Below are 23,338 nucleotides of genomic sequence, written 5' to 3'. Positions count from 1 at the left end.
CTCCTCCTCTTTAATTTAAAAATTGAATTCAAATGAATAGTTATGAACATAGCCAAGCAGCCCATAATTGTTGAAGGAATAGTCCAGGCGACCGTTAATGCCAAACTTGGCGAAATTGAGGCCCAGACCGGCCGTAAAATCGGCTTCGTCATAATTTGCTTTATAGCCGAAGCGTAAAGCAAAAAACTTGAGCCACTCGTATTCCACGCCATAATTGTAACGCAAATAATGATCGGTTGGGTCGTTCGCTTCCAGAATAACCGTTAAACGATGCCTGGTGCTTTTAACAAGCCAGGAATTTTCGCCAATCAAATCGTCAGAAATCCCCAGACGGAAAACCAGAGGGATGGGCCAATCCAGCGTTTTCCAGCGTACGCCGCCGCTGTAAGTAATGCCGGTATCGTCATTGGTCACATCCCGGGAGAGGTCCGGGCCGTCCAATTTCATTTTGCCGCCAAAATTGGCCAGGCTCATGCCCAACTTCATGCCATAAATGCCTGTGTTAAATTGTGAGCCAATGTCAAAAGCGAACGTCGAGGCTTTTTCTCTGAACAGTTTTTCTTGAACATATTTTAAGGTAACGCCCAGATCAAAGCGGTCGGTTAAGCGTCGGGCAACGGTCAACCCCACGGCCACATTGGTTGCCGTAAATGTCGTCCCCGTTCCTTCCGGCTCGGCGATGGTGGTCATTTCTATATTGCCAGAGTTCAGATAGGTGATAGAAAGACCGGCCGTGGTATTGGAATTTAAAGGCAGAACGACTCCTAAAAAATTATAGGTAATACCGGCAAACAACTGCGTTTGGGCAATACCCACCGAAGGCCGTCCGATTTTTTGGATTCCCGCCGGATTCCAGTACAATGCGCTGATATCCTTCACTTCCGATGAATAGGCGTCGCCCAGGGCGGTGCCTCGCGCCCCGGCGCCTATTTTCAAAAACTGTCCCATGGATGTGCCGACTTTGGACAATTCCTGCTGGGCAAACGCCCCGTAAACGGGAATCAGAACAATCAAAGCAAAATATTTTATGAATTTCATGAACTTCACTCCTGTTTTCTTGCGATCATTTAATAATCACAAACTTACCGGTTTGGGTTTTTCCGTCTTCCGTTTCCACCACAAATATGTACAACCCCGGCGCCACCTCCTGGCGATTTTTGGTCAACATATCCCAATCCAGACTCCCGTCAAAATTATTGTCATGGTACAGGGTAATGACATTTTCTCCGGCAAGGGTAAAAATGTGGACTTTGCACTTGGACGGTAAGTTGGTAAACTGCAGTTTGCGCACAAAATCATCGGTTTCCCACCCGGCATGCACCAGATATGGATTGGGAACCACCTTAACCTTTTTGAGGTCCTCGTCTTTTACCGGACGCGTATTGGCCACCTTGCCGGTATTGACCAGAAAACCATCGCCCCGTTCAAAAGGCAGCCTCACCGGCACAATCAAAGAGTCTCCTGGCTGCCAGTCAATATCTGCCGGCAGAAGATTGCCGTCGTCATCCACATCTCCGTCTTTAATCCAGTCAAAGACAAAATACCATGTTTGCAGATAGGTGGAATCTTCCGGCGCTTCGTAAAGATGGTTTTCAAACACAAAATATCTCACATTCCGGTCAAACTCTGTAAAACTCGGAGACGGTTCCCATAATTTTGCCTTGCGGTTGGTCACCAGATTCCATACCTGAAAAGGAACCGTATATTTAAACCTGGTAAAATTTCGATCGAGGTAAACCGAATCCGCTCCTTCGCCTTTAAAGACAATGGCATAGCGGGCGCGCGTTGCATTGGCTGGCGTAATGGTCGGTTTTAACGAATAAGTACATTTGGAATTTTCTGTCCAGTAAACATCCTCAGCCTGAATACTGATCTCTTTGGTCATGGTTACTTTTAAGCGCAGGCCGTCAAACAGCAAAAATTTATTTTCATCCTTATTGCCTTCTTCATTCCACTCTCTGCTATCGGCAAAAAGCGTGTCTGCCCGATCCAGATCGATAATATCAAAGGTCTGCGAGCCGGGAACAATAACCGTATTTTCCGGCGGATTACTATATTCGCAATCAAAGGCAATTTTGTAGGTGTGACCGGTCACCTGTTTGGGATCAATCACTTCGATTTCAAAAACACCGTTGCCAATGGTGCCTTCCACGCGCTGCACTTCCAGGTCGGAAATTTCGGTATTGCTTGGCGGACGATGCGGAATAGCCTTTACGATGTGCGGCAAATTGGTGCTGTTAGAAAGAAAATTCTCCAGCGACGGCAGCTCAAAATTCAGTCCCTTTGTTTCGCCCAATCGATCCGGATCCAAAAGAGGATCATTGGGGACAAAACCGCGGTCATAGGCGCAAACGGCGTACAGGTATTCGCGGCCGTTTTCCACATCCGTATCCACATATTTAAACTGAATGCCCGTATTCTCGCCCAAAAAGCGGTGGGGCGCAACCGGCTCAAAGCCTTCAATTTCGTTATCCAGATCGAACTGGGCCAGCGGTTCCCAATACGCGGTTTTCGATTCTTCGTCGTAATATCTGGTGCCCCAGGTTTTTCCGTTGTCTTCGCTACGGTAAATGCGGAAGCCTTCAAAATCTTTGTAACCGGTAATCACATCTTCGTCCTCTACCGAAACGGCATCCCAGTAAAGCGTAATCTGCCGATCGTCTTCTTTGGCGATCACATTCGGCGCCTTGGGCGGACGGGCACCCTGATAGTTGTTGTCGTACATTAACTGAGCGATTTTGGCGTTGGCCTCCAGGTCTTTTTCATCTTCGCCCATAATAACGCAAAAAGAGAAGGGGACGGAATCGCCAGGCGCCATGCTAAAGGGGCCGGAGCCCATAATAAACACACAATCCAGGCCTTCCGGATATTCATAAAGCAGGCCTTCTATGGAATCAAAGCGCGGATTCAATTCACCGTAACCCACCTCGGTGCGCAACGGATGGAAGTAGTAAGTCGAATCGTAGTTAGATAAATTGGTTGTATCACCGGCCAGAATTTTGTATTGAATTTCCTCTTTGTTTTCGGCAACGCGCGTTTGTCCGTCGCCGGACCACGGGCCCTGAGTGGGATGCACATCGCGCGCTCCGGGACGAAAGTACCAGTCAAACCAGTGCCAGCTGGTTAAACCGAGTTTATCGCCTTCAAAAATATCGATCCGTCCGTCGCCATCCAGGTCTATGTCTTCGGTGGCGGTTGGCGTATCCAGCAGCTTAACCGCCGTGTAGGCCAGCTTTTTATCGCCCACATAGGGATTGGTATGGTCGCCGTCCAGGTCGTAGATGTAGCCAAAATTGTAGTCCAGATTGTAGCCCATCATGTCGTCATCGTTCGTGCGCCCTGCATAAGAACCATTGGCCAGACGGTTGTAGGAATCCACATCAAAATAAAAACCAGCGTACATGTTTTCGTAATGATAGGGCGATTCGTTAATTAATGTCATGCGAAAAAAGATTATGTCTTCGGAAATACTTGCGCCATAAGAATAGCCGGAAACTTTAGCCCTGATGCCAATCGGATATCCCTGAGTGGGATCAATATCTCTGGTGGCCAGCCGATCGTCAAATTCAAAATAGATATCCTGATCCGAAACAAAAACGCCTTCCAGCTCTTTGTTGGGATCAACAATATCCGTCGCCCAGGGACCGGGCCAGTGGCGTTCTTCGTCTGTACCAGGCCAGGTATCCGGGATATTACTGGTGGCAATCAAAGGATACTGGTCTTCCGGATTGGTGTAAAGCCCCAGCTTGCCGTAAAATTCGCCGGCGGTAGCCAGCGGATTATGTAAACGAATGCGATGATCCTCGACCGCTTCCCAGTCAGTACGGTTCAATTGCGGCGTACGGTCAAACCACGATTCGGAAACCGTCGGTCCCCAGTAGGTGGTATCCGTACCGAACACCTGAAATTCCTGTGTTTTTACGATAAATTGTTCTTTGGGACCGACCGCCCATGGATAGGGATTTCCGTCTTTATCCTTCCCGGGAATGCCAACCACCAGCGATAGATTGGAAATGTACTGAAAATCGCCCCATAAGCCCTGAGGGGAGGCGGTTCCCGAAAAGATGCCGTAATTTTCCACGGCCATTTTGAGTTTTCCCTTGTCCAGATAGGCGCGCGCTCGGTTTAACAAGGGGTCGGTAATAACGCCTTTCGCTAACCCCGACGTTTTGGGAATCTCTTTCGCCTGTAAAACAATAGCCATCATCATCAAGACAATAAAAATCTTTTTCATAGTCTTTCCCACCAATGTTCTTTGTTAAAACGCAATTTCTAAAGAAAAATCGATCTGGCGTCTGCGGCCATAACGATAGGGTTGATCCCACAACGTTCTGGAAAACCAACCCATTTCAATCAGTTCATTGATTCTCGGCCCCGGGTCATCGGCCTTGCCTGTTTCCGGGTAAATATCGATTGGATTTTTCCAGTCAAACAGGTTTTGCACGCGAATTCCAAAAATAAGTCTGAAGTCGCCCACGTTAAAAAAGCGTCTGAAATTAAAGTTGGTCGTAAGATTCCAGGGCCCGCGTTCCGAATTGGTTTCGCCGGCCACATTGCCAATAACCGGCGTGTATGGCGCGCCGCTCATGGCCAGAAACATCAAATCAAAGCTGGTTTTTTGTAAGGGATAAACGCCAAACAGCCCGGGCCCCTGCTTATCGTGCAGACGGTAAGAATACAGGATGCTAAAATCGTGCGTCCGATCGTAAGACATCAATATCTCACGCTTGGGCATGGTTCGCGGCGTATCGGTTTCGCGGTAGCCTTCCCACGGATCTTTACGATTAGCCGTGGCGCGCGATAAGGTGTACTGCAATACAAAGTTCGAATTCGAGCCGCGCCGACGAATAACCACATCCATGCCGCGCGCGGTGGCATAATCCGTATTTAGAAAAATCGTGTAAGAATAAGGGAATTGCGGTACGCGCTCGGTGGAAGTTAAGCCCGAGTACTCCTTGGACCAACCAATAACCTGAGCAATCAGGTTGTCGGTGACGCCCACATTCAGGCCAAATTCATAAGCAGTCATCTTTTCCATACTCAAACCGGCGTTACCAACCAGCGGTGAGTACGTCTTCAAATCGCGATTGGGATTAATGTACTTATTCCGGTAAGTGGGCGTTTGCGTAAATTGGCCGTAGCCAAAAGTAAAGGTGGCGTTCTCCGTAATAACATGGGAAAAACTAATGCGCGGGCTGTAACTGACTTCCCAGCCAGAATCCACCAGCTCACGCTCATCGGCAGGCGCGTAAGGGTTTTTCCAGTATTTGGAATGGGCGTTAAGCAGGTCCACACGCATGCCCAGGTGGATGGTCATGTATTCGTATTCCAGCAAGTCCTGAACATAAAAGGCCAATTCTTCAGGATGCCGCTTATATTTTTCCACATACGGCGTCAATAGCCAGGGTAACTGAATTTCATCGATAAAAATCGTATGTCGGCGGTAGTCAACACCAGCCTTTAACTGATGGTGTTTGGTAACCTGGCTTAACACATTGATAATCGCCTCATACGTTTCGGCATAGTTGGTGTGGTAATAACGATCATGACCTTTTATGTAATATTCATACCAGTAAGGGTTATTCTGCCAGTCTTCGTCAAAGCCCGGTCTTTCATATTCGTCGGGCCGTAAATAACGACCGTCGTAATTCCCGTTGTCTGTTACGCCGATAAACATCTTTTGATAGAAACGGGAAAGCCTGACGTCATAAAACGTTTTCCTCGAAAGCTGGTGATTGAAGGTTAAAGCCTGGCGATCGGAAGTTTGCGTGTTTATGTTACGCCCGGCTTCATAATATTGATAAGAATAATTGGACAGATTGGCCGTGCGGAAAGTGGTTTTCAGATTCCAGTTAGAAAAGGTAAGCTTCATGGCATTGGAAATTCTCCAGCTCAGCTTTCCATACAAATCCCAGCTGTAGCGGAAGCCCATCTGATGCCAGCCGGCAATCGTATCCAATTTATTCAGATAACGGTTGTGTTCTGAAAATTGATCCTGGGTTTTATCGAAAGTAACGTAATCGAATTCATAAACGCGATAGGCCGTTGCCAGACGACTACCGGTTACAATAAAACGAACTTTTTTATTGGTGCCCGGAACGGGGCCGCCCAGCCCGCCGCTAATTTCGCGATAGTCGCGTAAATAATCTTGCTTTAAAGGAGCCAGCCGCAGGCGCGATTCCGGATCAACGGTAAATTCATGCAGGTTGGCTAAATTGGCCGGATTGGAGGTGTAAAAACGCAAATTTCCTTCCAGCTTTTCGCCGCCGTCTCGCGTGATAATATTAATCATACTGGACAGGGCGCCGCCGTATTCAGCGTCGAATACGCCGGTTTTCATATCTACCTGTTCAACGGCAAAATCGTTTAACTCTGTCCAGGAATATTTGGCCCCGTAAAAGGGATTCACAATATAAGTACCATCGATGGTGTAGCCGATTTCGCCAGATCGACCGCCGCGCACGTGGATTTCTTCAATGCCCCGGTCCTCAAATCCGGCGATGCCCTGAACGCTACTTTCGATCTGGATGACGCCGGCCTGGGCAACCACCAGATCAGAAAAGTCCTGCACCGGCATAGACTGAATTTCATCGGCCTGAATGGTAATCTTTTTTGAGGTTTCATCCTTTTGCACTTTAAAAGGCGTTGCCGTAACCACGATGGTTTCGCCTTCTACAATTTCTTCGCTCATTTCAAAATTGACAACCGTGGTTTGATCAAGAATAACCCGGACGCCCTGATGTTCAATGGTTCGGTAACCGACATAAACCGCGATAATCGTGTACGTTCCTACGGGAACATTAATGATGTAAAATTCGCCATCCTGATCTGTTGACGCGCCAAAGTTTGTCCCTTTTAGATAAACATTGGCGCCTACCAGCGGTTCTTTGGTGCGCGCGTCAACAACCCGACCGGCAATTTTTCCGGTGGTTCCGGCAAAGATGGAGGAGAGTGTAAATACAAGCGCTGTAATAACAAAAACAAGGCGTTTCATATAACTACCATACCTTTGCTTAATTGACATGATTTTCACGAAAAAAGGAAAAAAATAAGGCAGGAAGCTTTTGCTCCCTGCCTGTAAATTTATTTATTTCATCAACACCATCTTCTTAATTTCTACGCCCTGCTCCGTTTGTAATTTGTAAAAATATACGCCAGAAGCAAGACCGGTGGCATCAAACGTCAATTGATAGTTTTCCCCTTTAATAACGTTTCCGTTAAACAGGGTGGCCACCTTTTGTCCAGCCGTGTTAAAAACGCTTAGAGTGGCGCGTCCATTGGTCAAAGGAACAAATTCGATGGTCGTGGTTGGATTAAAGGGGTTCGGGTAGTTCTGTTCCAGCGAATAGGTGCGAACCACAGGCGTTTCATCGCCAATTGCCGCCGGCGGATTGAAATTACTGGCCTCGCCAACCCATACTTCATTGGCCAGTTCAATATAGGCATCCACAGCGGGATCGCCATTCAGGGTATCGGCTATGCAAAAGGAATACCAGATTTTACCGTAATCGCCGCGAGCCGTCTGATTAGCGGAATTCGGAGAAAGACTCAACTCATATTCATCCACGCCGGGAGAATCCGTGCAATTGATCTGGTCAGACCAGCTTACGCCGCCGTCAATGGAATGAGCGGCATAGATATCGGTTTTGTAGGTGGCGTCCGAACCGTATGTTTCCGGATCGCTGTAACGATTAAAGCGCGATACCTGAACCTGGGTGCGACGGCGATCCAGCCAGGCCATATAAAGGTTACCCTGGTCATCGCGGCTAACCTGCAGCTCCGAGTCAAAAAAGTACGCGGACATGCCAGAGATTTGCTCATCGCCTTCGTAAACGCCGTTATTGTAAGCCACATGGGAGCCTTCCCAGACACCCGTTTCTGTCTTTTTAGCAAGCCAGATGCCCGAATAATAGGGCGAAGGATACCAGCCGCCATCGCCAGGTTTACCCCACAGGCAGTTGAAAGCGACATAAATCGTATTATTCTCGTCCACTAAAACGCTCATATCAAAATTGGTGCCCAGAAAGGTCGGGCCCTGATAGGGAGTGTAAATGGTATCTGTGCCAATGATGGTAACATCCCATAACAGAGAATCTTCTGCATTGTGGTAGGTAGGAATGCCCATAGCGCCAAAACTGACCGTATCCCAGGCGCTCCAGGTTACGCCATAATCATAGGTAACGGCATAGGTAATTTTGGTTTCATTATAATAATAACCGGAATCCGGATCGTGCCAGCCCAGGTGGCCAGGGCCTGCAATAACGCCAAAACCGCTGGAATTCATGGAAATACCGCAGCGGGGCAGAGAAACGACGTTCGGATCGATCAAAACCGGATCGTTGCCCACATCCCAGCCATATGTCCAGCCGTTTGCCGGAGTATCGTCAAATGAGGTAGCGGTCATAATGTTTTTATGATTTTGTTTATTATTGTTTTGCTTTTCAAGATCGGAAAACCAGGTTTCATACACGCCGCACCAGTGATAGATATTGTTGGCGTCTTTAACCACCGTAACCGCGCCGTTCCACAGACGGTTAACCTTATAAGCAAATAAATCGTTTAAGTCAGGATCGAGCCAGCCCTGATCCATCAAAAAATCGGGCGTCGACCAGATGCCGCCATTATCCAGATAAGTGCCCCAGTCGGTAATCATGTAAGGATGGGATTCGGCAGGAACGGTCTGTACATCTCCCGAAATGTATTGGTTAAAAAAGACAAAAGGATAATCCAAGGCAGTAACGCTGGGATAACGGCCGCCAATACCGCTGATACCGGCGTTCAACTCAGTGCCATCGTCGCCAGACCAGGTATAAGTTGCGCCGGCTCCCAGACCAGCGGAAACATCCAGCTCGGTAGCGCAAATATCACGAGCGCTACCGTCTGCGTCAGAGAGCTCGCCACGGTATGCAACCAGAACCACATCCCGGGCGTCGCTGGTTTGCACATCCGTACCTGTCCAGCGATCCAGCTTTCTGGTCATGGGATTTAACCAGCCATAGCCATTACCGGACACATCGATCATAATATTCGTGCCGGCCGTGGTTTGCATTACTTTATTACTCTTTTGCAGTCTCTTCTGCGACACCGGGGCCGTGGCAAAAGGCTTAATCGGTTCTACCGGCAATTGCGTTAAAAAATTTACTTTTGCGCTGATTTGCGCGGGATTTTGCACAACCCACTTATTGAATGAACGATTGGGTCTGGCCATTAAAAAATTAATGGCAAGCCCCATGATTAATGTAACGTAAAAAAGACGACGCATAATAACTCCTCCAAATTAATTATTTAAAGATATCCTCTTTTTCTTTATTAACGCATTAACACCATTTTGCGCGTGGTAAAATGACCGTTTACATTTAATCGATAAAAGTAAACTCCGGAGGCCAGGTCTTTAGCGTTAAATAAAACTTTGTAAGACTGATTGGCATTAACGCGTTCATCAAAAATTTTACCGACCAAACGGCCGTTCACATCGTAAACGGTAAGAACCGCTCTTCCGGCCTCTCCGCTCTTAAATTCAATATGCGTACTGGGATTGAACGGATTTGGATAATTACGTAACAACACGTGATTAACGGCTAAGTTTTCTTTGCGATCATCGATGCCCACGCCAGAATCGGGATAGGTAAACGCTTCGCCAACCCATACGCGATTCGTACGGTAGGTGTACGCGTCGGGATCTCCCTGGGCCACAGGCTGATTCGGATCGACTTCGCAATAGGCAAACCAAACCGTGCCGTTATTGCGGGAAGAGGCTTTGCGCACCGCTTTCAACTCATACTCATCCACGCTTTGCGTTTGCGTAACATTCATCTTCCAGGTCCAGGTTTTGCCGCCGTCTATGGAACGCGCCGTAAAAACATCGGCTTTTAACAAAATACCTTCGTTCGGATTGTTGTAACGACTCTTCTCGGCCGGTTCAACGCCTGTACTGGGGCGATCGAGCCAGGTAACGTAAATCACACCGTTTTCATCAACCGACAGATCCGCTTCCGAATTAAAGAAGAAATTGTCGTCCACCTGATCGCTCATTTCATCGCCTTCATAAAAACCGTTATTAATAGCCACATGAGAATCTTTAAAAGTGGCGCCTTCATCTGTGCTGATGGCCACATGCAAGCCGCAATAATAGGGACTGCGATAGTAGCTGTTTTCGGTGGCCCATGGCCCCCAGGTAATATCGAAGGCCACGTAAATTTTATTGTCTTCGGTTACCAGCACATCAACCGAATGGTTGTTCGGAATGGCCACATAAGCCGGCCCTTCATAAATAACCATCGTCGTATCATTGGGATCATCCGGATTGGCGAGAACATAAACCGAATCGGCTGCCGTAATTTCCTCCGGAATGCCCAGTTCGGCCCAGCTTACTTCACGCACGTCGGTCCAGGTTTGGCCGTAATCCTGCGTGGTCATAACCATCAATCGAAGCTCGCTCAGATAAAAGGTATCGCCTGGATGCGGCCCGGCGTGCCCCACGCCAACACAGGCGCCAAAGCCATTTTTGTTTATAGAAATCGCCGGATAAATGAAAAAATTCATGGTATCGATGACCGTCGGGTCGGTATCAATCGTCCAGCCAAAAGTGGGATCGTCCGTTTGTGCGTTTAACAGCACATATTCATAGGGCTGGCTTTCGCCGGCGATGGTCCAGTTTCGGTACGCGCCCACATAATGATATAAACCGTCATTGCCTTTTACCACTTCAACCGGCCCGTTCCACAAACGATTATTGTCAAACGTCCAGTGCTGGTATCCTTCATCCATTTTGATGGAGGGCGTCCATGCGCCGCCATTGATGCCGTAAGAACCGTAATCGGTGATCAGATAAGGATCGGACAGAGCAGGAGAATTTTGTGCATCACCGGAAATATATTGATTAAAATGAATAAAAGGCCGATCAATGGCTACCGCGCCAGGATAACGTCCGCCCACAGTACCGGCAGCCAGGTCCTGATTAAGCTCTACATGTCGGTAAAACTCCGCATTGTCCAGGCCATTGGCCACATCAATGGTGGTGGCGCCGATAATGCCGGTGGCAGGATTGGCCAGGATATATTGACGATAGGCGGCGACCACAAAATCCACTTCCACGTCCATGGCATCTATGCCGTTAAAATGATCCACCGAACGAATGGCTGTGTTTAACCAGCCGAATCCGTTACGTGATGAATCGATCTTAACCACCACCGAATGGTCGGTGTAAAATTTGCCCGTAACCATTGGCTTTTGCAAAGGGAGCACCGGACTTTTACTCAGAGGCAAAATACGATCTTTTGTGTCGCCAGGGGGCAGTACGTCCTGAATGCGTACCTTTTGAATACTTGCCTTCGAAACTCGGGCTTTATCGATTTTTTTAGGCAGGGCCCCGGACAAAACAGAACTAACTAAAATGGAAACCATAAAAACGACTGTAACAAAACGCACGCTCTCTCCTCCTCAATTTTAATTGTACTTTAATAAGAATATTATTATTCTACATAGAAAAATATGTCATTCGTCACATTTTACCTATTTAAAAAATGATTACTTAGCTTCTCCGCAAACTTACCTAACCTTTAAACTCTTTTAACTTAAATGAATTATACCTATAAAATCAAGGTTGTGTATAATTTTTTTGGAGATTTCGATAATTATGTAAAAAAAATCGAACGATATTTAAAAAAATGAGAAGATTGACAGGAGCCCTTGTTTATTTGGAATACTTCTTTCGTAGCATCTGTACCGCCATGGAGGCTGTTGCAAATTCAGTTTGAGTAAAATTCAAAAAATTTGTAAATTCTGGGCGACAGATAAAACAAGTAATAACAAAGGAATTCCATGAGTTTTATTACTTATAATCGCTCACAAATGAATCTCTTTGGCTATAGTGTGGAAGATTTTGCCAGAGACGATCCAAAGAGTCGATTTGTAGTGGAGTTGGTTTCGCGCCTTGATTTAAGTGCACTTTATTCCCGTTATAGTTCACAAGGCGGTGATTCTTATGCCCCAGACATGATGCTTGCCTTATGGTTTTATGCTTATAGTAACGGCATTACCAGCACCCGTAAGCTGGAGGAATTGTGTAAATATGATACGCGCTACATTTATATCACTGGGAATCAGCATCCGGATCATAGTACATTAAGTCGTTTTCGCAAGGCACATTTGGATTTATTAGACCAATATTTTGTAGAGATACTTTTAATTGCCCAGGCCGAAGGCATAAGTAGTTTCAACCAGATAGCCATAGATGGCACGAAAATCAAAGCGCACAGCAGTAAGCGTCATGGCTACACTGAGGATCAATTAGACAAACGTATAGAGAAGTTAAGAGCAGAGATCAAGCAATACATGCAGCGCTGTAATTTTGTAGAACAGGGGGCCACGGATGAATTAGATTTAGAAACTCTTCGAGCGGAGAAAGAACGGCTTGAGCGCTTAGAGAAAGAGATATTAGAACGTAAAGCCCAATTGAAAGAGCGTAAGAAACAGCTCAAATCAGAACATCGTTCAAGACATCAAATAAATGTAAAAGAGCCGGATGCCCGCATGATGCCTTCGGTGGATGGGCCGGGTTATAACGCACAATTAGGCGTAGATATGTCCAGTCATTTAATTGTAGCCCATGAAGTGGTAAGCCAGCCCAACGACCAGGGTCAATTCATACCGATCCAAGAACAAGTAGAGAAGAATCTTGGTTCAGATGATAAGCGATCTTACACAGCCGATTCCGGTTATCACAATAGCGCAGACCTAAAAGAATTGGAAGAAAAGCAGATCGATGCCGTAATAGCCGATCCCCAGTTATCCAATCGTTCGATAAAGGAGACACCGACCTCCAAGGAAGAATTGCAAAAAGAAGAAAGAAAACTAAAACGAAGTGATTTTGTGTATCATGAACAGGGAGATTACTATGAATGTCCGGCGGGTAAGAAGCTTTTTCCAGTTGAGAGGAATAGCGAACGGATCGTATATCGTTCCAATGATTGTCAGGACTGTCCCTTAATTAATTTATGCATTTCCAGTAAAAAGAAAGTTAAGCAAATCCATCGTTCAGTTAATGAGAGTTATTGCGAACGTATGGCGAAAAAGTTACAAACTTCAGCGGCGCAGGAACGACTAAAGAAGCGTTCGGTGACAGTTGAACCTGTTTTTGGTAATTTGAAGCATAATTTAGGCTATCGTGGATTTTCCTTATCTGGTCTTAATAATGTTCGTAGTGAATTTACGTTAATGTGTATTGGGCATAATATTAATGTTCTATTTAAAAATATGTTAGGGAAACGTTTAGCAGCGTTTATAAAAGCATCACAAGAAAAAGATGATCTATTAATTTTATTTTCAAAGAATATTTTGGCATTTTTAATTCTATATTTTGCCCAACGTTTAAGAATGAGAAAAAATTATCAATATCGGAGAATATAAACATTAATTCCTCCCCCCCCCCATGCAACAGCCTCCATGGTGGGATTGGTTGAATGGCAACTGTCCACGTTCAGCGTCCCACTCACCCGGACTTTTATTTTGGGAGAGTGAGTGCCGGGCGTGGGGCAATTGAAACTATTTTTAATTTAAAACATTCTTTGCGCCCTTTGCGACTTCTCTGTGCGCTGTGCGCTGCGCGCTCTGTGGTTGCTTAAATCTCTGAGGAAATGTTTTTGGTTGCGGCTGCGCTACCCTGGTTAAGGACAGAAGGTTACGATCTTTATTTCAGAATTTCCGGATACACCATGGCAATTTTATTTAAATCCTCATCGCTCAAATATTCAAACTCGATTCCCACATGATAGGTTTTTCTCGACCTTTTCACACAGTTTTTCACCGTTCCTTTAGCCTTTACCACATTTTCGCCAAAACCGATGGTCAATTCAATAGGAGAACCGACTTCCATGGGATCGAAAGAATCGATGCTGATTCCGGTACGGCTAATATCAATGGTTTTCACAACGCCCTGTAGCACAATCCGTTTTTGCGCATCGAATAATTTAAAAGCTAATAAATTTTCTGTTTCCAGGCGTTTTGCGCCGCGTCCCACAAAATCCAACGCTGGCCTCCTAATTTTTTAATTGAAAATAGGGTTTTAAATTATCCGAAAGAAGATTTTCCGGAATATGAATGTACTTTAACTCCTCCACTATCAAATCAATTTTACTGGCAGAATCGGCCTTACGATTCAAATACAAATATAACTGATCTTTGTAGCGTACCAGCCCTCCATTGAAAAAACCACGGTCGTAACGTACATGGATCGACAACTTTTCCAGTAAGTCTAACAGTTCTTGCAAAACTTTTTCTTCTTTTTCATTCGGTTTTTTTTTCGGTTTTGTCACAGCGTGCATTCCCTGAAATTTAAACGCCTGTTTTCACAAATACTCTTCCAGATTTCGTTGTTTCAGGTCGTCGATCACTTCTTTGACCCGTTGTGAACTGTCTTTTTTGCAAATCAAAATAGCGTCTTCGGTTTCAACAACGGCTAAGTTTTCAACGTCGATCAAAGCCACCAATTTTTTAGGAGCATAAATTAAGTTATTTTTAGAATCAATTACAACCTGATTTTGCGCGGTGATGGCGTTCTGTTGTTCGTCTTTTTCAGAAATGGCATAGGCCGCTTCCCAGGAGCCAACGTCGTTCCATTTAAAATCCGCTTCAATAATATAAACGGACTGCGCCACTTCCATAATGGCGTAATCGATGGAAATGGACTTAACGCGCATGTAAACATCCAAAACGGTCTCTTCAAATCGATTGCTATCAATGCTTTGATAGATCTCTTCGAAGCCTTCGGCCATTTCCGGTTGATGGGTAACAAATTCTTTCCAGATCGTTCCTACTTTCCAGATAAACATTCCGCTATTCCACAAAAAATCGCCGCTTTGCAAAAATAATTGCGCGGCTTCAAGATTCGGTTTTTCTGCAAAGGTTTTGACCTTGTACACCGTACGATTATTGAGCGTTGCCACGGCCTCGCCTCGTTGAATATATCCGTAACCGGTTTCCGGATAGGCAGGCGTAATACCCAGGGTAATCAACGCATCATTCTGGCGGGCGTATTCGACGCCGGTGCGGATGATATCCTGAAAAACATCGACTTCTTTGATCAGATGGTCGGCCGGCAAAATGACCATCGGCTCTTCCATTGAAGCTCTTTTGCGTACGATGGCGGCCGCCAATCCTATGCAGGGAGCGGTATTCTTGCCAAAGGGCTCGGCAATGATATTGTTTAACGGAATTTCCGGGATTTGTTGATGGATGGCCTCTTTGAGTTCCTGATTGGTAATAATTAATATATTTTTATCGGCCGTTAATCCTCTAACACGTTCATAGGTCATGCGAATCATTGTTTTGTCGCCAACCAGATTCAAAAGTTGTTTCGGGGAGTTCTTCCGACTTCTGGGCCAAAACCGTGTTCCCATTCCACCAGCCATTAAAATGATGTGCATTCCAGCCTCCTTATTTTCTTTGCTGCCCGTATGATGTTCTTTGTTAATGCGTAAATACGAGTACACAAATTAACAAAAAATAGCAATGCCTTCAAAACTTAAGAACATTAATTTTTAAAGAGAATCCAGTTTTTGTAGCCAGTTTTTGGCCACTCTGTTGTTTTTTTCAAGATCGAGCACTGTTTCAAAAACGCGCCGCGCATTTTGAAGTTCGCCTTTTAAATAATAGGTTTCGCCAAGATTATTCAACGCTCCGATATATCGGGGTTTTAAAGTCAACGCTTTAAAGAAAAGACGTAAGGCCAGATCGTAATTTCCTGTCTCTTTGTGCAAATAGCCCAGATTGTTGATGGCCTCGGGATAGTCGGGATTGTAATAAAGGGCCAGGCGAATATGCTTAAACGCGCTGTCGGTTTTTCCCTCATAATAATAGATTACGCCCAGGTTGTTGTGGGCTTTGGCGTAAGAAGAGTCCATTTGCAACACTTTTTGATAGCCTTCTATTTCTTCGAGATAGTCGCCCTTTTTTTGAATGCTTTCTGCCAGCGAAAAGACCTGCCAGTTTAGTTTTCCTGTCAGGATTTTTTCAACCAGTTTCAGGTTATCCTTTGCCCGCTCAAATTGTGGGTTCAGGCTTAACGCCTTTTCAAAATACTTTTTCGCTTCGTCAAATTGATTGAGATACAACAACATGTAGCCGGCATTATTGAAGGCCTCATAGTAGGCGCTGTCTAATTGGACGGCCCTTTTAAAATAGTCCAGAGCGCGCTCGAATTGCCCCAGTTTTTGATAGGCAACGCCGAGGTAGTTAAAGACATCGGGGATGGTGTCGGTGTAATTCATCACTTTTAACCAGCAGGCAATGGCCAGTGTATCGTTACCGCTGGCATGATGGTTAATTCCCTCATTAATCAGACTATCGATGGCGCTTTGTATTTTAAGCGGCGCGGCCGGTGTTGCAATTTTGGGGGCGGCTTTTTCCGGCGGTTTAAAAACGGCACAGGCAGACAATAAAATGCTGAGCATAAAAACAATAATCCAACGCATGGTTCCCTCCCACGCATTTATTATGACAAGGAAAAACGATTAATTTTCTAATATCTTCTGGCCGATAAAAACGATGTGTGCCGGCCCGCCAAGCCATAATCGACCGCTTTTTTGCTCAACTTTAAGAATTCCGCCGCGTGTTTGAACGGTTAACGTTTTTTGAGACGGAGAAAAGCACTCCCAGCAAAGCAGCGCACAGGCTGTAACGCCCGTGCCGCACGAAAAGGTCTCGCCCTCCACGCCCCGTTCATAGGTTCTTACTTTTATGGTGTTTTCATCGACCATGCGGATGAGGTTCACATTGGTCCCTTGCGCCCCAAATAGCGGATGCGAACGCAAGCGGCGGCCTAATTTTTCAAAATCCGCGAATTCATCCAGCTCTGTTTTTAATACCAGATGCGGAACGCCTACCTGCTTAAAACCCAACAACTCAATTCCTGCGGGTAAATCGAGTGCTGCGGCGTCGATCTTTTTTTCGTTCTGCTCATTTAGCAGCAATTCAACGGAAATTCGGCCCTGCTCGTCAACTGTAAAGCGGTGCAGCCCGTCATCTGCTTCGATAAAGTTATCATGTTTTTTATGGCACACGCCAATGGTTAGCAAATGCAACGCAACGGCGCGCAACCCGTTGCCGCACATTGCGCCTCGCGAACCGTCGGCGTTAAAGAATAGCATCCTGGGCGTGGTCGGTCCGGAGACACTCACATGGATCAGGCCATCCGCGCCAATGCCAAAATGACGGTCGCACCAATTTTTAATCATTTCTGGCGAGAGCAATGCCGCAGCGATTTCGCGATCATCTAAAATGATAAAATCGTTGCCGGTTGCCTCAATTTTGGCAAAAGGGATAATCTTTTTCATTTCCTGGCTTCCGGTAAATTAAACTTAATGCCGGCTGTTTCCCAGCGCTTTCTTACCCGAATGGTATCCGTCGAATAGGCGAACGGTTCGCAAAAACGAAACGGATTCAGGCGGCCTCTGTCAAATTTCTTATTTTCATTTAAATCGATAAAACCACTTAGCAAATACTGCCCTTCGGGCACGAACGAGAATTTGAAGGCGTTTCGATTGCGGATGGTGCGCGTTAACATTAAATTTTGCCGGCCAAGGGAGCGCAAACGCAAAACCACCGGCCTTTGTGGATTGACGATATTAATGGCGCCGCTCACCTCGCCCAGTTCTTTTTGAGAGATCACGGTAAAAACAAAAAACGGCAACGAATCCACCGGCGGCCTTCCTCTAAAATCGCGCACTTTGGCAAGATCAAGATGAACCATGTATTGCGAATCGGGCTGCAAAAAACCGGCCGGTTTAAAAGCGCCTTCGTACAGCGAGGCAAAGTGCCAGGCGCCTTCGACCTTAGCGCCTGATTTTAAGGTTAAATTAAAATTTTCAATAAGCGTTTTTCTGTTTATGGGATGAGAAAATTTTAAATAGATTTCACTTTCCGGCCTTACCTTTCTGGCGCTATCCGCCGGAGAAAAGGTCAATAATCTGAACTTCGAGGTGTCTTCTTTGGCAAAACTTTTGAAGAATAGCGAAAGATTTTTGCTTTGCCGATTGCCGCTGCTATCCTGCAAATGGCTAAAGCGTACCAGATATGTTTTTCCGCTGTCCAGCGGTTGAGTTAAAATTTCCAGCCAGTTTTTATTTTCCGGATTGCGGCCAAAATCTAAAACCGGAAAGGCCTGTAAGGTGGCGCTATCTTGCAGCGTACAGGTAAAAGCCGAATCGAACCACAGAGGCTCGCTGAAACGGACACGAACAAAATCATTAAACAGAGCCCGTACGCTGATGATCTGCGGCGCTACGGTATCAAAACCGGCGGGCTGCAGCTCAAAACCGCTAACATCATGACGGGCGCTGTCCAGACAGACATCGGTGTACCCCAGAGCAAAACGTTCCAGTGCCGCGTCTAACAATAAATTGTGGTTTCGGTCATTAACAGCTATAATGCGATAACATCCGTTGCGCAAATAACCAAGGGTAAAACGACCTTCCTCGCCGCTTTGTGAAATATAATCCGGCCTTTGGTCAAAAGGGTTAAAAGCGGAGCTATCGGACAACAGATAGGCAAAAATGTTGAACGTTTCGTTGGGCTTTAAACCGTACACCTTTCCGCTAATTCTTCCCTGATCGATGGTGTCGCCGGTGGAAAAAGCCAGCGCAAAACTCTGAGCCATTTTGTTATTGCGTAAATCCTGTAGCCCGCGACCAATGGTAAATACGTAGGTCTGTTCCGCTTTCAGCTCTTGCAAAAATTCTATTTTTAAAATTTTCCCCTTACGCCAGTTGTGCACAAATTCAACCGGCGGCGAGACGAAGAGGTTGTTCCGTTCGCTGCCCTCTTTCATTCTTTCGGAAAAAATAACTTCGATCTCTTTTAAATCGACGGGCACATGGATGGAGCCGGGCAAAAGGGAAACGGAAACAATCTCCGGCGGTGTCCGATCGACCGGGCCACCGGAAGGCGGCGCCTGAACGGCGCATCCCATTGTCAGCAAAATCATCAGCAGCAGTGTTTTATTAAGAAACTTCACGCAAATCGTTCTCCATTTAAAACTTTATGGTAATATAGCGGTGAAAAAGGATTAAAGGCAAAGTATTTATGGTGCAAACAGTGTTTTTTACCGGAATAAAAGACGTCTTTCCAAAGTTCCGGCGTTTTTGCGGGGGGAATACGTAACGCGTGACGGGTAAAGTGTAAGGGTTTAGTGGTTTAGAAGTTTAGCGGTTTAGGAGGGGGGCGAATGATTTTCGTTTGCGTTTTTTCTCGCGCTCGTTTCGATAGGCCAGTTCCCCTTCGACTTTGCTCAGGGCAGGCCTTCGACAGCACTCAGGGAGCGGGTGTGTAACGGTTGCTGAGCGTAGCCGAAGCAACCGTTGGTTATGAAGGAGCTTTCTTCGACGGCGCCACCACCTTCTACTTCGCTCAGGGCAGAGTTTCGATTTCGCTCCCTGAGCGTAGTCGAAGGGAGCATTTTTTCTGCGAAGACCCGCCCAATCTGCGTGGAAAAAGAATTACGATTCAAAATCTCTTTGCGGTTGATTTAATCATTGATTTTTAGCTTGCTGCAATGCTGGCTAAGTCAAAGGAGTGAGTATGGGCACAACCGACTTCAATCGGCCATAAAAGTAAAAAGCCGCCGAAAAGCGGCGGCCTGCAACACTACTTCTTTTCTCTGATGCGGGCGGCTTTACCGCGCAGCTTACGCAGATAGTAAAGTTTGGCGCGACGCACACGGCCCCGCTTCAAAACTTCGATTTTGGCGATTTTAGGCGAGTGCACAGGAAAAATCCTTTCTACGCCAATGCCATTGGAAATTTTGCGTACGGTAAACGTTTGATGAATGCCGCCGCCTTTGCGCTTGATGCAAACGCCCTGAAAAACCTGAATACGTTCTTTATTACCTTCGATCACGCGGACATGAACTGCCACGGTGTCGCCTGCTTTGAATTCAGGGATGTCCATGCGCAACTGATTTGCTGTAACCTGATGTAAAATATCCATCGTTCTGTCTCACTCTTTTTTATTTAATTGATTTTAAATACTTTTCGTACAAATCCGGGCGACGCTGGCGGGTGATTTTCTCCCGCATTTTTTGTCGCCATTCCGCTATTTTTTGGTGATTGCCCGAAAGCAACACCGGGGGCACCTTTTTCCCCTCGAACTCTTCCGGCCTGGTGTAATAGGGCACGTCCAGCAAATCGTCGGAAAACGAATCGGTCCAGGCCGAATTAATGTCCTTAATGACGCCCGGCAGCAATCTGACCATGGCGTCAATCATTACCAGAGTCGCCACCTCTCCGGAACTCAGGATGTAATCTCCAATCGAGATTTCATCGATCTTGAAAAACTCATGAATCCGTTCATCGATCCCTTTGTAGTGCCCGCACAAAAAGACCAGATGTTCTTTAATGCTCAATTCGGTTACGACCGATTGAGTAAGCGTACGTCCTCTTGGCGAGGGCAGCACGATATGAGCTTTTGCCACATCCTGGGTTTCAAAGATCTTTTTCAGCGCCCGATAGAAGGGTTCGATTTTCAGCACCATTCCCGGACCGCCGCCGTACGGATAATCGTCGATCGTGCGATGCCTGTCCGTGGTAAAATCCCGCAGGTCGTGGATGTGAATATCCACCGCCGCTTTCCGTCGCCCCATTTTAATAATGCTTTCGTTCAGGGGCTGCTCAAGAATTTTGGGAAATCCCGTTATAATATCGATTCGCATCTCAAAGATCGAACAAACCTTCCATCAAATGAATGGTCATGACGCCTGCCTGCACATCCACCTTTTTAACAACCGATTTAATAGCCGGCAACAGCACCTCGCGTCCGTCTTCGGTGTGCAGCACATAAACGTCATTAGCCGTATAGGTTAACACGTCCTTAATAACGCCGAGGTACGTACCAGCCTCATCGAACACTTTAAGTCCCAGGAGATCATGAATGTAATATTCGTCTTCTCCCAGGGGCATCAGGTCGTCCCCGGTAATATAAAGGTATTGATTGCGAAGTGTTTCGGCTTCTTCAATACTATTCACTTCGGCAAATTTAATAAAAACAAACCTATTCGACAAACGTACCTGTTCTATCGAATAGGCTTGTTTCTTATTTTCTTTTTGGACATAGACTTTTTTCAAGTCCATGAAATGCTCGGGAAAAGAGGTAATGATTTCCACTTTTACCGAGCCATTAATACCTTGCGGTTTTAGAACCCTTCCGACAACAAACATTCTCGCTTATTCGAGAATTTCCAGAACAGCACGTTTACCCTGTTTAGCAGAAGCAGCCGCCAACAACGTCCGAATCGATTTAGCAGTCTGACCTCGTTTACCAATAACCTTGCCCAGATCGCCTTCACCAACGCGCAACTCGTAAACCGTGACACGCTCACCTTCGACTTCGGTTACCTGAACTTCATCAGGTTTGTCAACCAGATGCTTGGCGATGAATTCGACGAAATTTTTCATATCCACAATACGTCCCTCCGTTTAGTGAACTCACAACTGCAGTTAACTATAATGGTTTCCTATTATTATAGCAAGATTCTGTCGAAAAAACAAGAGTTTTACGCCTCTTGTGCCTCAGAATTCGTTTGTTCTTCGGCTGCCTTTTCTTCTGCTTTGTCTTCAGTCTGTCTGGAAGCCTGCGCTTTTTTTGCTTCTAAACGTTTTTGACGTTCAACCTGGAGCGCTTCCCACTTTTTAAACTCTTCTTCGATCTTCTCTGGTGCGGCGCCGTGTTTCATCAAATCCCATTTCAGCCACAGGCCTTTACGGCGCAGCAAATTCTTTACGGTTTGTGTGGGCTGCGCGCCATTTTGCAACCAGTAGAAAATACGTTCTTCCTGGATCTCAACGCTTGCCGGCTCTTCCAATGGATTGTATGTGCCCAGTGTCTCAATAAATCGTCCATCGCGCGGCGAACGACTATCAGCCGCCACTATGCGGTAGAATGGTCTCTTCTTTCTGCCCATCCGACGTAATCTAATTCTGACTGCCAAATTTAAACCTCCAATTATTTTTTTGTTAACCCATTCCGAACGGCATTCCGCCGAATCCCCGGAATGATTTATTCTTCATTTGCTTCATCATCTTCTTCATCTGCTCAAACTGACGCATCAACTGATTCACATCCTGCACCCTGGTTCCGCTGCCCATGGCGATTCGTTTGCGGCGGCTGCCGTTTAATATTTTGGGATTGCGCCGCTCTTCTTTGGTCATAGAATTGATGATCGCCTCAACGCGCACCAGATTCTTCTCGTCAACCTGCGCGTTTTTCAACTGGCTGCCCACGCCGGGAATCATGCGCAAAATGGATTCCAGAGAACCCATTTTTTTGATCTGCTGCAGCTGATCCAGAAAATCTTCCAGATCAAACTCGGCCTTGCGTAATTTTTGTTCTAATTTGGCCGCTTTTTCCTGATCGATCGTCTCCTGGGCCTTTTCCACCAGGGTGACCACGTCGCCCATGCCCAGGATACGGGAAGCCATGCGATCCGGATGGAATTGTTCAATATCTTCTAATTTTTCGCCCACGCCCATAAACTTGATGGGCTTGCCGGTAATGGCCTTAATCGAAAGCGCGGCGCCCCCTCGCGCGTCGCCGTCCATTTTGGTCAGCACCACGCCGTCAAAATTCAAGCGCTCGGCAAATTGGCTGGCCGTGTTCACCGCATCCTGACCGGTCATGCCGTCGGCCACAAACAAAATTTCGTGCGGTCGAATGCGTTTTTTAATTTTAACCAGCTCTTCCATCATCTGCTCGTCAATGTGCAAACGACCGGCCGTATCCAGGATGATGGTATCCAGCATGTGTTGACGCGCATAACTGATGGCATTGAAGGCGATTTTCACCGGATCGCCAATGCCCTCCTCATATACCGGCACGTTAATACTGCGCCCTAAAATTTTAAGCTGCTGAATGGCCGCCGGACGATAAACATCCGCCGCCACAAGCAACGGTTTTCGATTCTTTTTTTGCAGATACTTTGCCAGCTTGGCGGCAAAAGTGGTTTTGCCGGAGCCCTGTAAACCCACCAGCATGATGATGGTTGGCGGAATACCGGCCGTTTTGAGGGTAGCCGTGGTGCCGCCCAGCAAACGCACCATTTCGTCGTGAACGATTTTCACAATCATCTGACCGGGCGTTACGCTGCGTAAAACCTCTTCGCCAACGGCCTTCTTTTGCACCGACGCTACAAAATCTTTGACGACTTTGTAATTAACATCGGCCTCTAACAGGGCGCGCCGAATCTCTTTTAAAGAATCGGCAATATTCTTTTCCGTTAATTTCCCGTATCCGCGTAACCGCCGAAACGTCGATTCCAGTTTAGAAGTTAGTTCTTCAAGCATAGCTTACCGAC

Annotated in this window: 19 protein-coding genes; 2 read left to right on the top strand and 17 right to left on the bottom strand. The window is 46.4% G+C overall.

Annotation, left to right across the window (positions count from 1 at the left end; translation table 11 throughout):
* Positions 1–15: 15 nt before the first annotated feature.
* The 5 genes from Cabys_RS03875 to Cabys_RS03855 all read right to left on the bottom strand — a co-directional run bounded on the left by Cabys_RS03875 (position 16) and on the right by Cabys_RS03855 (position 11,427).
* Positions 16–1,038, bottom strand: coding sequence for a PorV/PorQ family protein (locus Cabys_RS03875; protein ID WP_006928852.1), 1,023 nt, complete (start codon positions 1,036–1,038; stop codon positions 16–18).
* Between the two features lie 25 nt (positions 1,039–1,063).
* Positions 1,064–4,234, bottom strand: a complete 3,171-nt coding sequence (locus Cabys_RS03870) for a hypothetical protein (protein WP_006928851.1) — start codon at positions 4,232–4,234, stop codon at positions 1,064–1,066.
* Between the two features lie 24 nt (positions 4,235–4,258).
* Positions 4,259–6,994, bottom strand: a complete 2,736-nt coding sequence (locus Cabys_RS03865) for a TonB-dependent receptor (RefSeq protein WP_006928850.1) — start codon at positions 6,992–6,994, stop codon at positions 4,259–4,261.
* 93 nt (positions 6,995–7,087) lie between these two features.
* On the bottom strand, positions 7,088–9,262 hold the full coding sequence (locus Cabys_RS03860) for a T9SS type A sorting domain-containing protein (protein WP_006928849.1): 2,175 nt from the start codon (positions 9,260–9,262) through the stop codon (positions 7,088–7,090).
* 47 nt (positions 9,263–9,309) lie between these two features.
* A complete protein-coding gene (locus tag Cabys_RS03855) occupies positions 9,310–11,427 on the bottom strand; it encodes a T9SS type A sorting domain-containing protein (RefSeq protein WP_006928848.1) in 2,118 nt (705 codons plus the stop codon).
* Positions 11,428–11,820: 393 nt separating this feature from the next.
* Here Cabys_RS03855 and Cabys_RS03850 point away from each other — a divergent pair, with 393 nt between their 5' ends.
* The gene (locus Cabys_RS03850) at positions 11,821–13,407 is read left to right on the top strand and encodes an IS1182 family transposase (RefSeq protein ID WP_006929930.1); all 1,587 of its coding nucleotides are present in this window, start codon (positions 11,821–11,823) and stop codon (positions 13,405–13,407) included.
* Positions 13,408–13,687: 280 nt separating this feature from the next.
* On the opposite strand, the gene Cabys_RS03845 is transcribed toward Cabys_RS03850, so the two are convergent.
* The 6 genes from Cabys_RS03845 to Cabys_RS03820 form a co-directional block, all read right to left on the bottom strand.
* Positions 13,688–14,017, bottom strand: a complete 330-nt coding sequence (locus Cabys_RS03845) for a PilZ domain-containing protein (protein ID WP_225868934.1) — start codon at positions 14,015–14,017, stop codon at positions 13,688–13,690.
* A 19-nt stretch (positions 14,018–14,036) separates the two neighbouring features.
* A complete protein-coding gene (locus Cabys_RS03840) occupies positions 14,037–14,312 on the bottom strand; it encodes a hypothetical protein (RefSeq protein WP_071961262.1) in 276 nt (91 codons plus the stop codon).
* Positions 14,313–14,345: 33 nt separating this feature from the next.
* The gene (locus tag Cabys_RS03835; protein WP_006928840.1) at positions 14,346–15,422 is read right to left on the bottom strand and encodes a mannose-1-phosphate guanylyltransferase; all 1,077 of its coding nucleotides are present in this window, start codon (positions 15,420–15,422) and stop codon (positions 14,346–14,348) included.
* A 114-nt stretch (positions 15,423–15,536) separates the two neighbouring features.
* Complete coding sequence (locus Cabys_RS03830) at positions 15,537–16,469, bottom strand: tetratricopeptide repeat protein (RefSeq protein WP_006928839.1); 933 nt, start codon at positions 16,467–16,469, stop codon at positions 15,537–15,539.
* Positions 16,470–16,508: 39 nt separating this feature from the next.
* On the bottom strand, positions 16,509–17,330 hold the full coding sequence (gene dapF / locus Cabys_RS03825; RefSeq protein ID WP_006928836.1) for a diaminopimelate epimerase: 822 nt from the start codon (positions 17,328–17,330) through the stop codon (positions 16,509–16,511).
* Complete coding sequence (locus Cabys_RS03820) at positions 17,327–19,009, bottom strand: Ig-like domain-containing domain (protein ID WP_006928835.1); 1,683 nt, start codon at positions 19,007–19,009, stop codon at positions 17,327–17,329. Before Cabys_RS03820 ends, dapF begins: the two co-directional genes overlap by 4 nt.
* Before the next feature lie 318 nt (positions 19,010–19,327).
* Here Cabys_RS03820 and Cabys_RS19980 point away from each other — a divergent pair, with 318 nt between their 5' ends.
* On the top strand, positions 19,328–19,537 hold the full coding sequence (locus tag Cabys_RS19980; RefSeq protein ID WP_044281179.1) for a hypothetical protein: 210 nt from the start codon (positions 19,328–19,330) through the stop codon (positions 19,535–19,537).
* Between the two features lie 101 nt (positions 19,538–19,638).
* On the opposite strand, the gene rplS is transcribed toward Cabys_RS19980, so the two are convergent.
* From rplS to ffh, 6 genes are all read right to left on the bottom strand, one after another.
* Positions 19,639–19,980, bottom strand: a complete 342-nt coding sequence (gene rplS / locus Cabys_RS03810; protein ID WP_006928834.1) for a 50S ribosomal protein L19 — start codon at positions 19,978–19,980, stop codon at positions 19,639–19,641.
* Between the two features lie 19 nt (positions 19,981–19,999).
* On the bottom strand, positions 20,000–20,701 hold the full coding sequence (gene trmD / locus Cabys_RS03805) for a tRNA (guanosine(37)-N1)-methyltransferase TrmD (protein WP_006928833.1): 702 nt from the start codon (positions 20,699–20,701) through the stop codon (positions 20,000–20,002).
* 1 nt (position 20,702) lies between these two features.
* Entirely contained in the window at positions 20,703–21,206 is a 504-nt protein-coding gene (gene rimM / locus Cabys_RS03800; protein WP_006928832.1) for a ribosome maturation factor RimM, read from the bottom strand.
* A gap of 6 nt (positions 21,207–21,212) precedes the next feature.
* Positions 21,213–21,443, bottom strand: coding sequence for a KH domain-containing protein (locus tag Cabys_RS03795; protein WP_006928831.1), 231 nt, complete (start codon positions 21,441–21,443; stop codon positions 21,213–21,215).
* Between the two features lie 98 nt (positions 21,444–21,541).
* A complete protein-coding gene (rpsP, locus tag Cabys_RS20685) occupies positions 21,542–21,976 on the bottom strand; it encodes a 30S ribosomal protein S16 (protein ID WP_006928830.1) in 435 nt (144 codons plus the stop codon).
* A 25-nt stretch (positions 21,977–22,001) separates the two neighbouring features.
* The gene (ffh, locus tag Cabys_RS03785; protein WP_006928829.1) at positions 22,002–23,327 is read right to left on the bottom strand and encodes a signal recognition particle protein; all 1,326 of its coding nucleotides are present in this window, start codon (positions 23,325–23,327) and stop codon (positions 22,002–22,004) included.
* Between the last annotated feature and the right edge of the window lie 11 nt (positions 23,328–23,338).

This window comes from Caldithrix abyssi DSM 13497 (assembly GCF_001886815.1).
Taxonomy (GTDB): domain Bacteria; phylum Calditrichota; class Calditrichia; order Calditrichales; family Calditrichaceae; genus Caldithrix; species Caldithrix abyssi.
The sequence above is the reverse complement of the archived record's forward strand: the minus strand, read 5'-3'. Positions and strand labels throughout refer to the sequence as shown.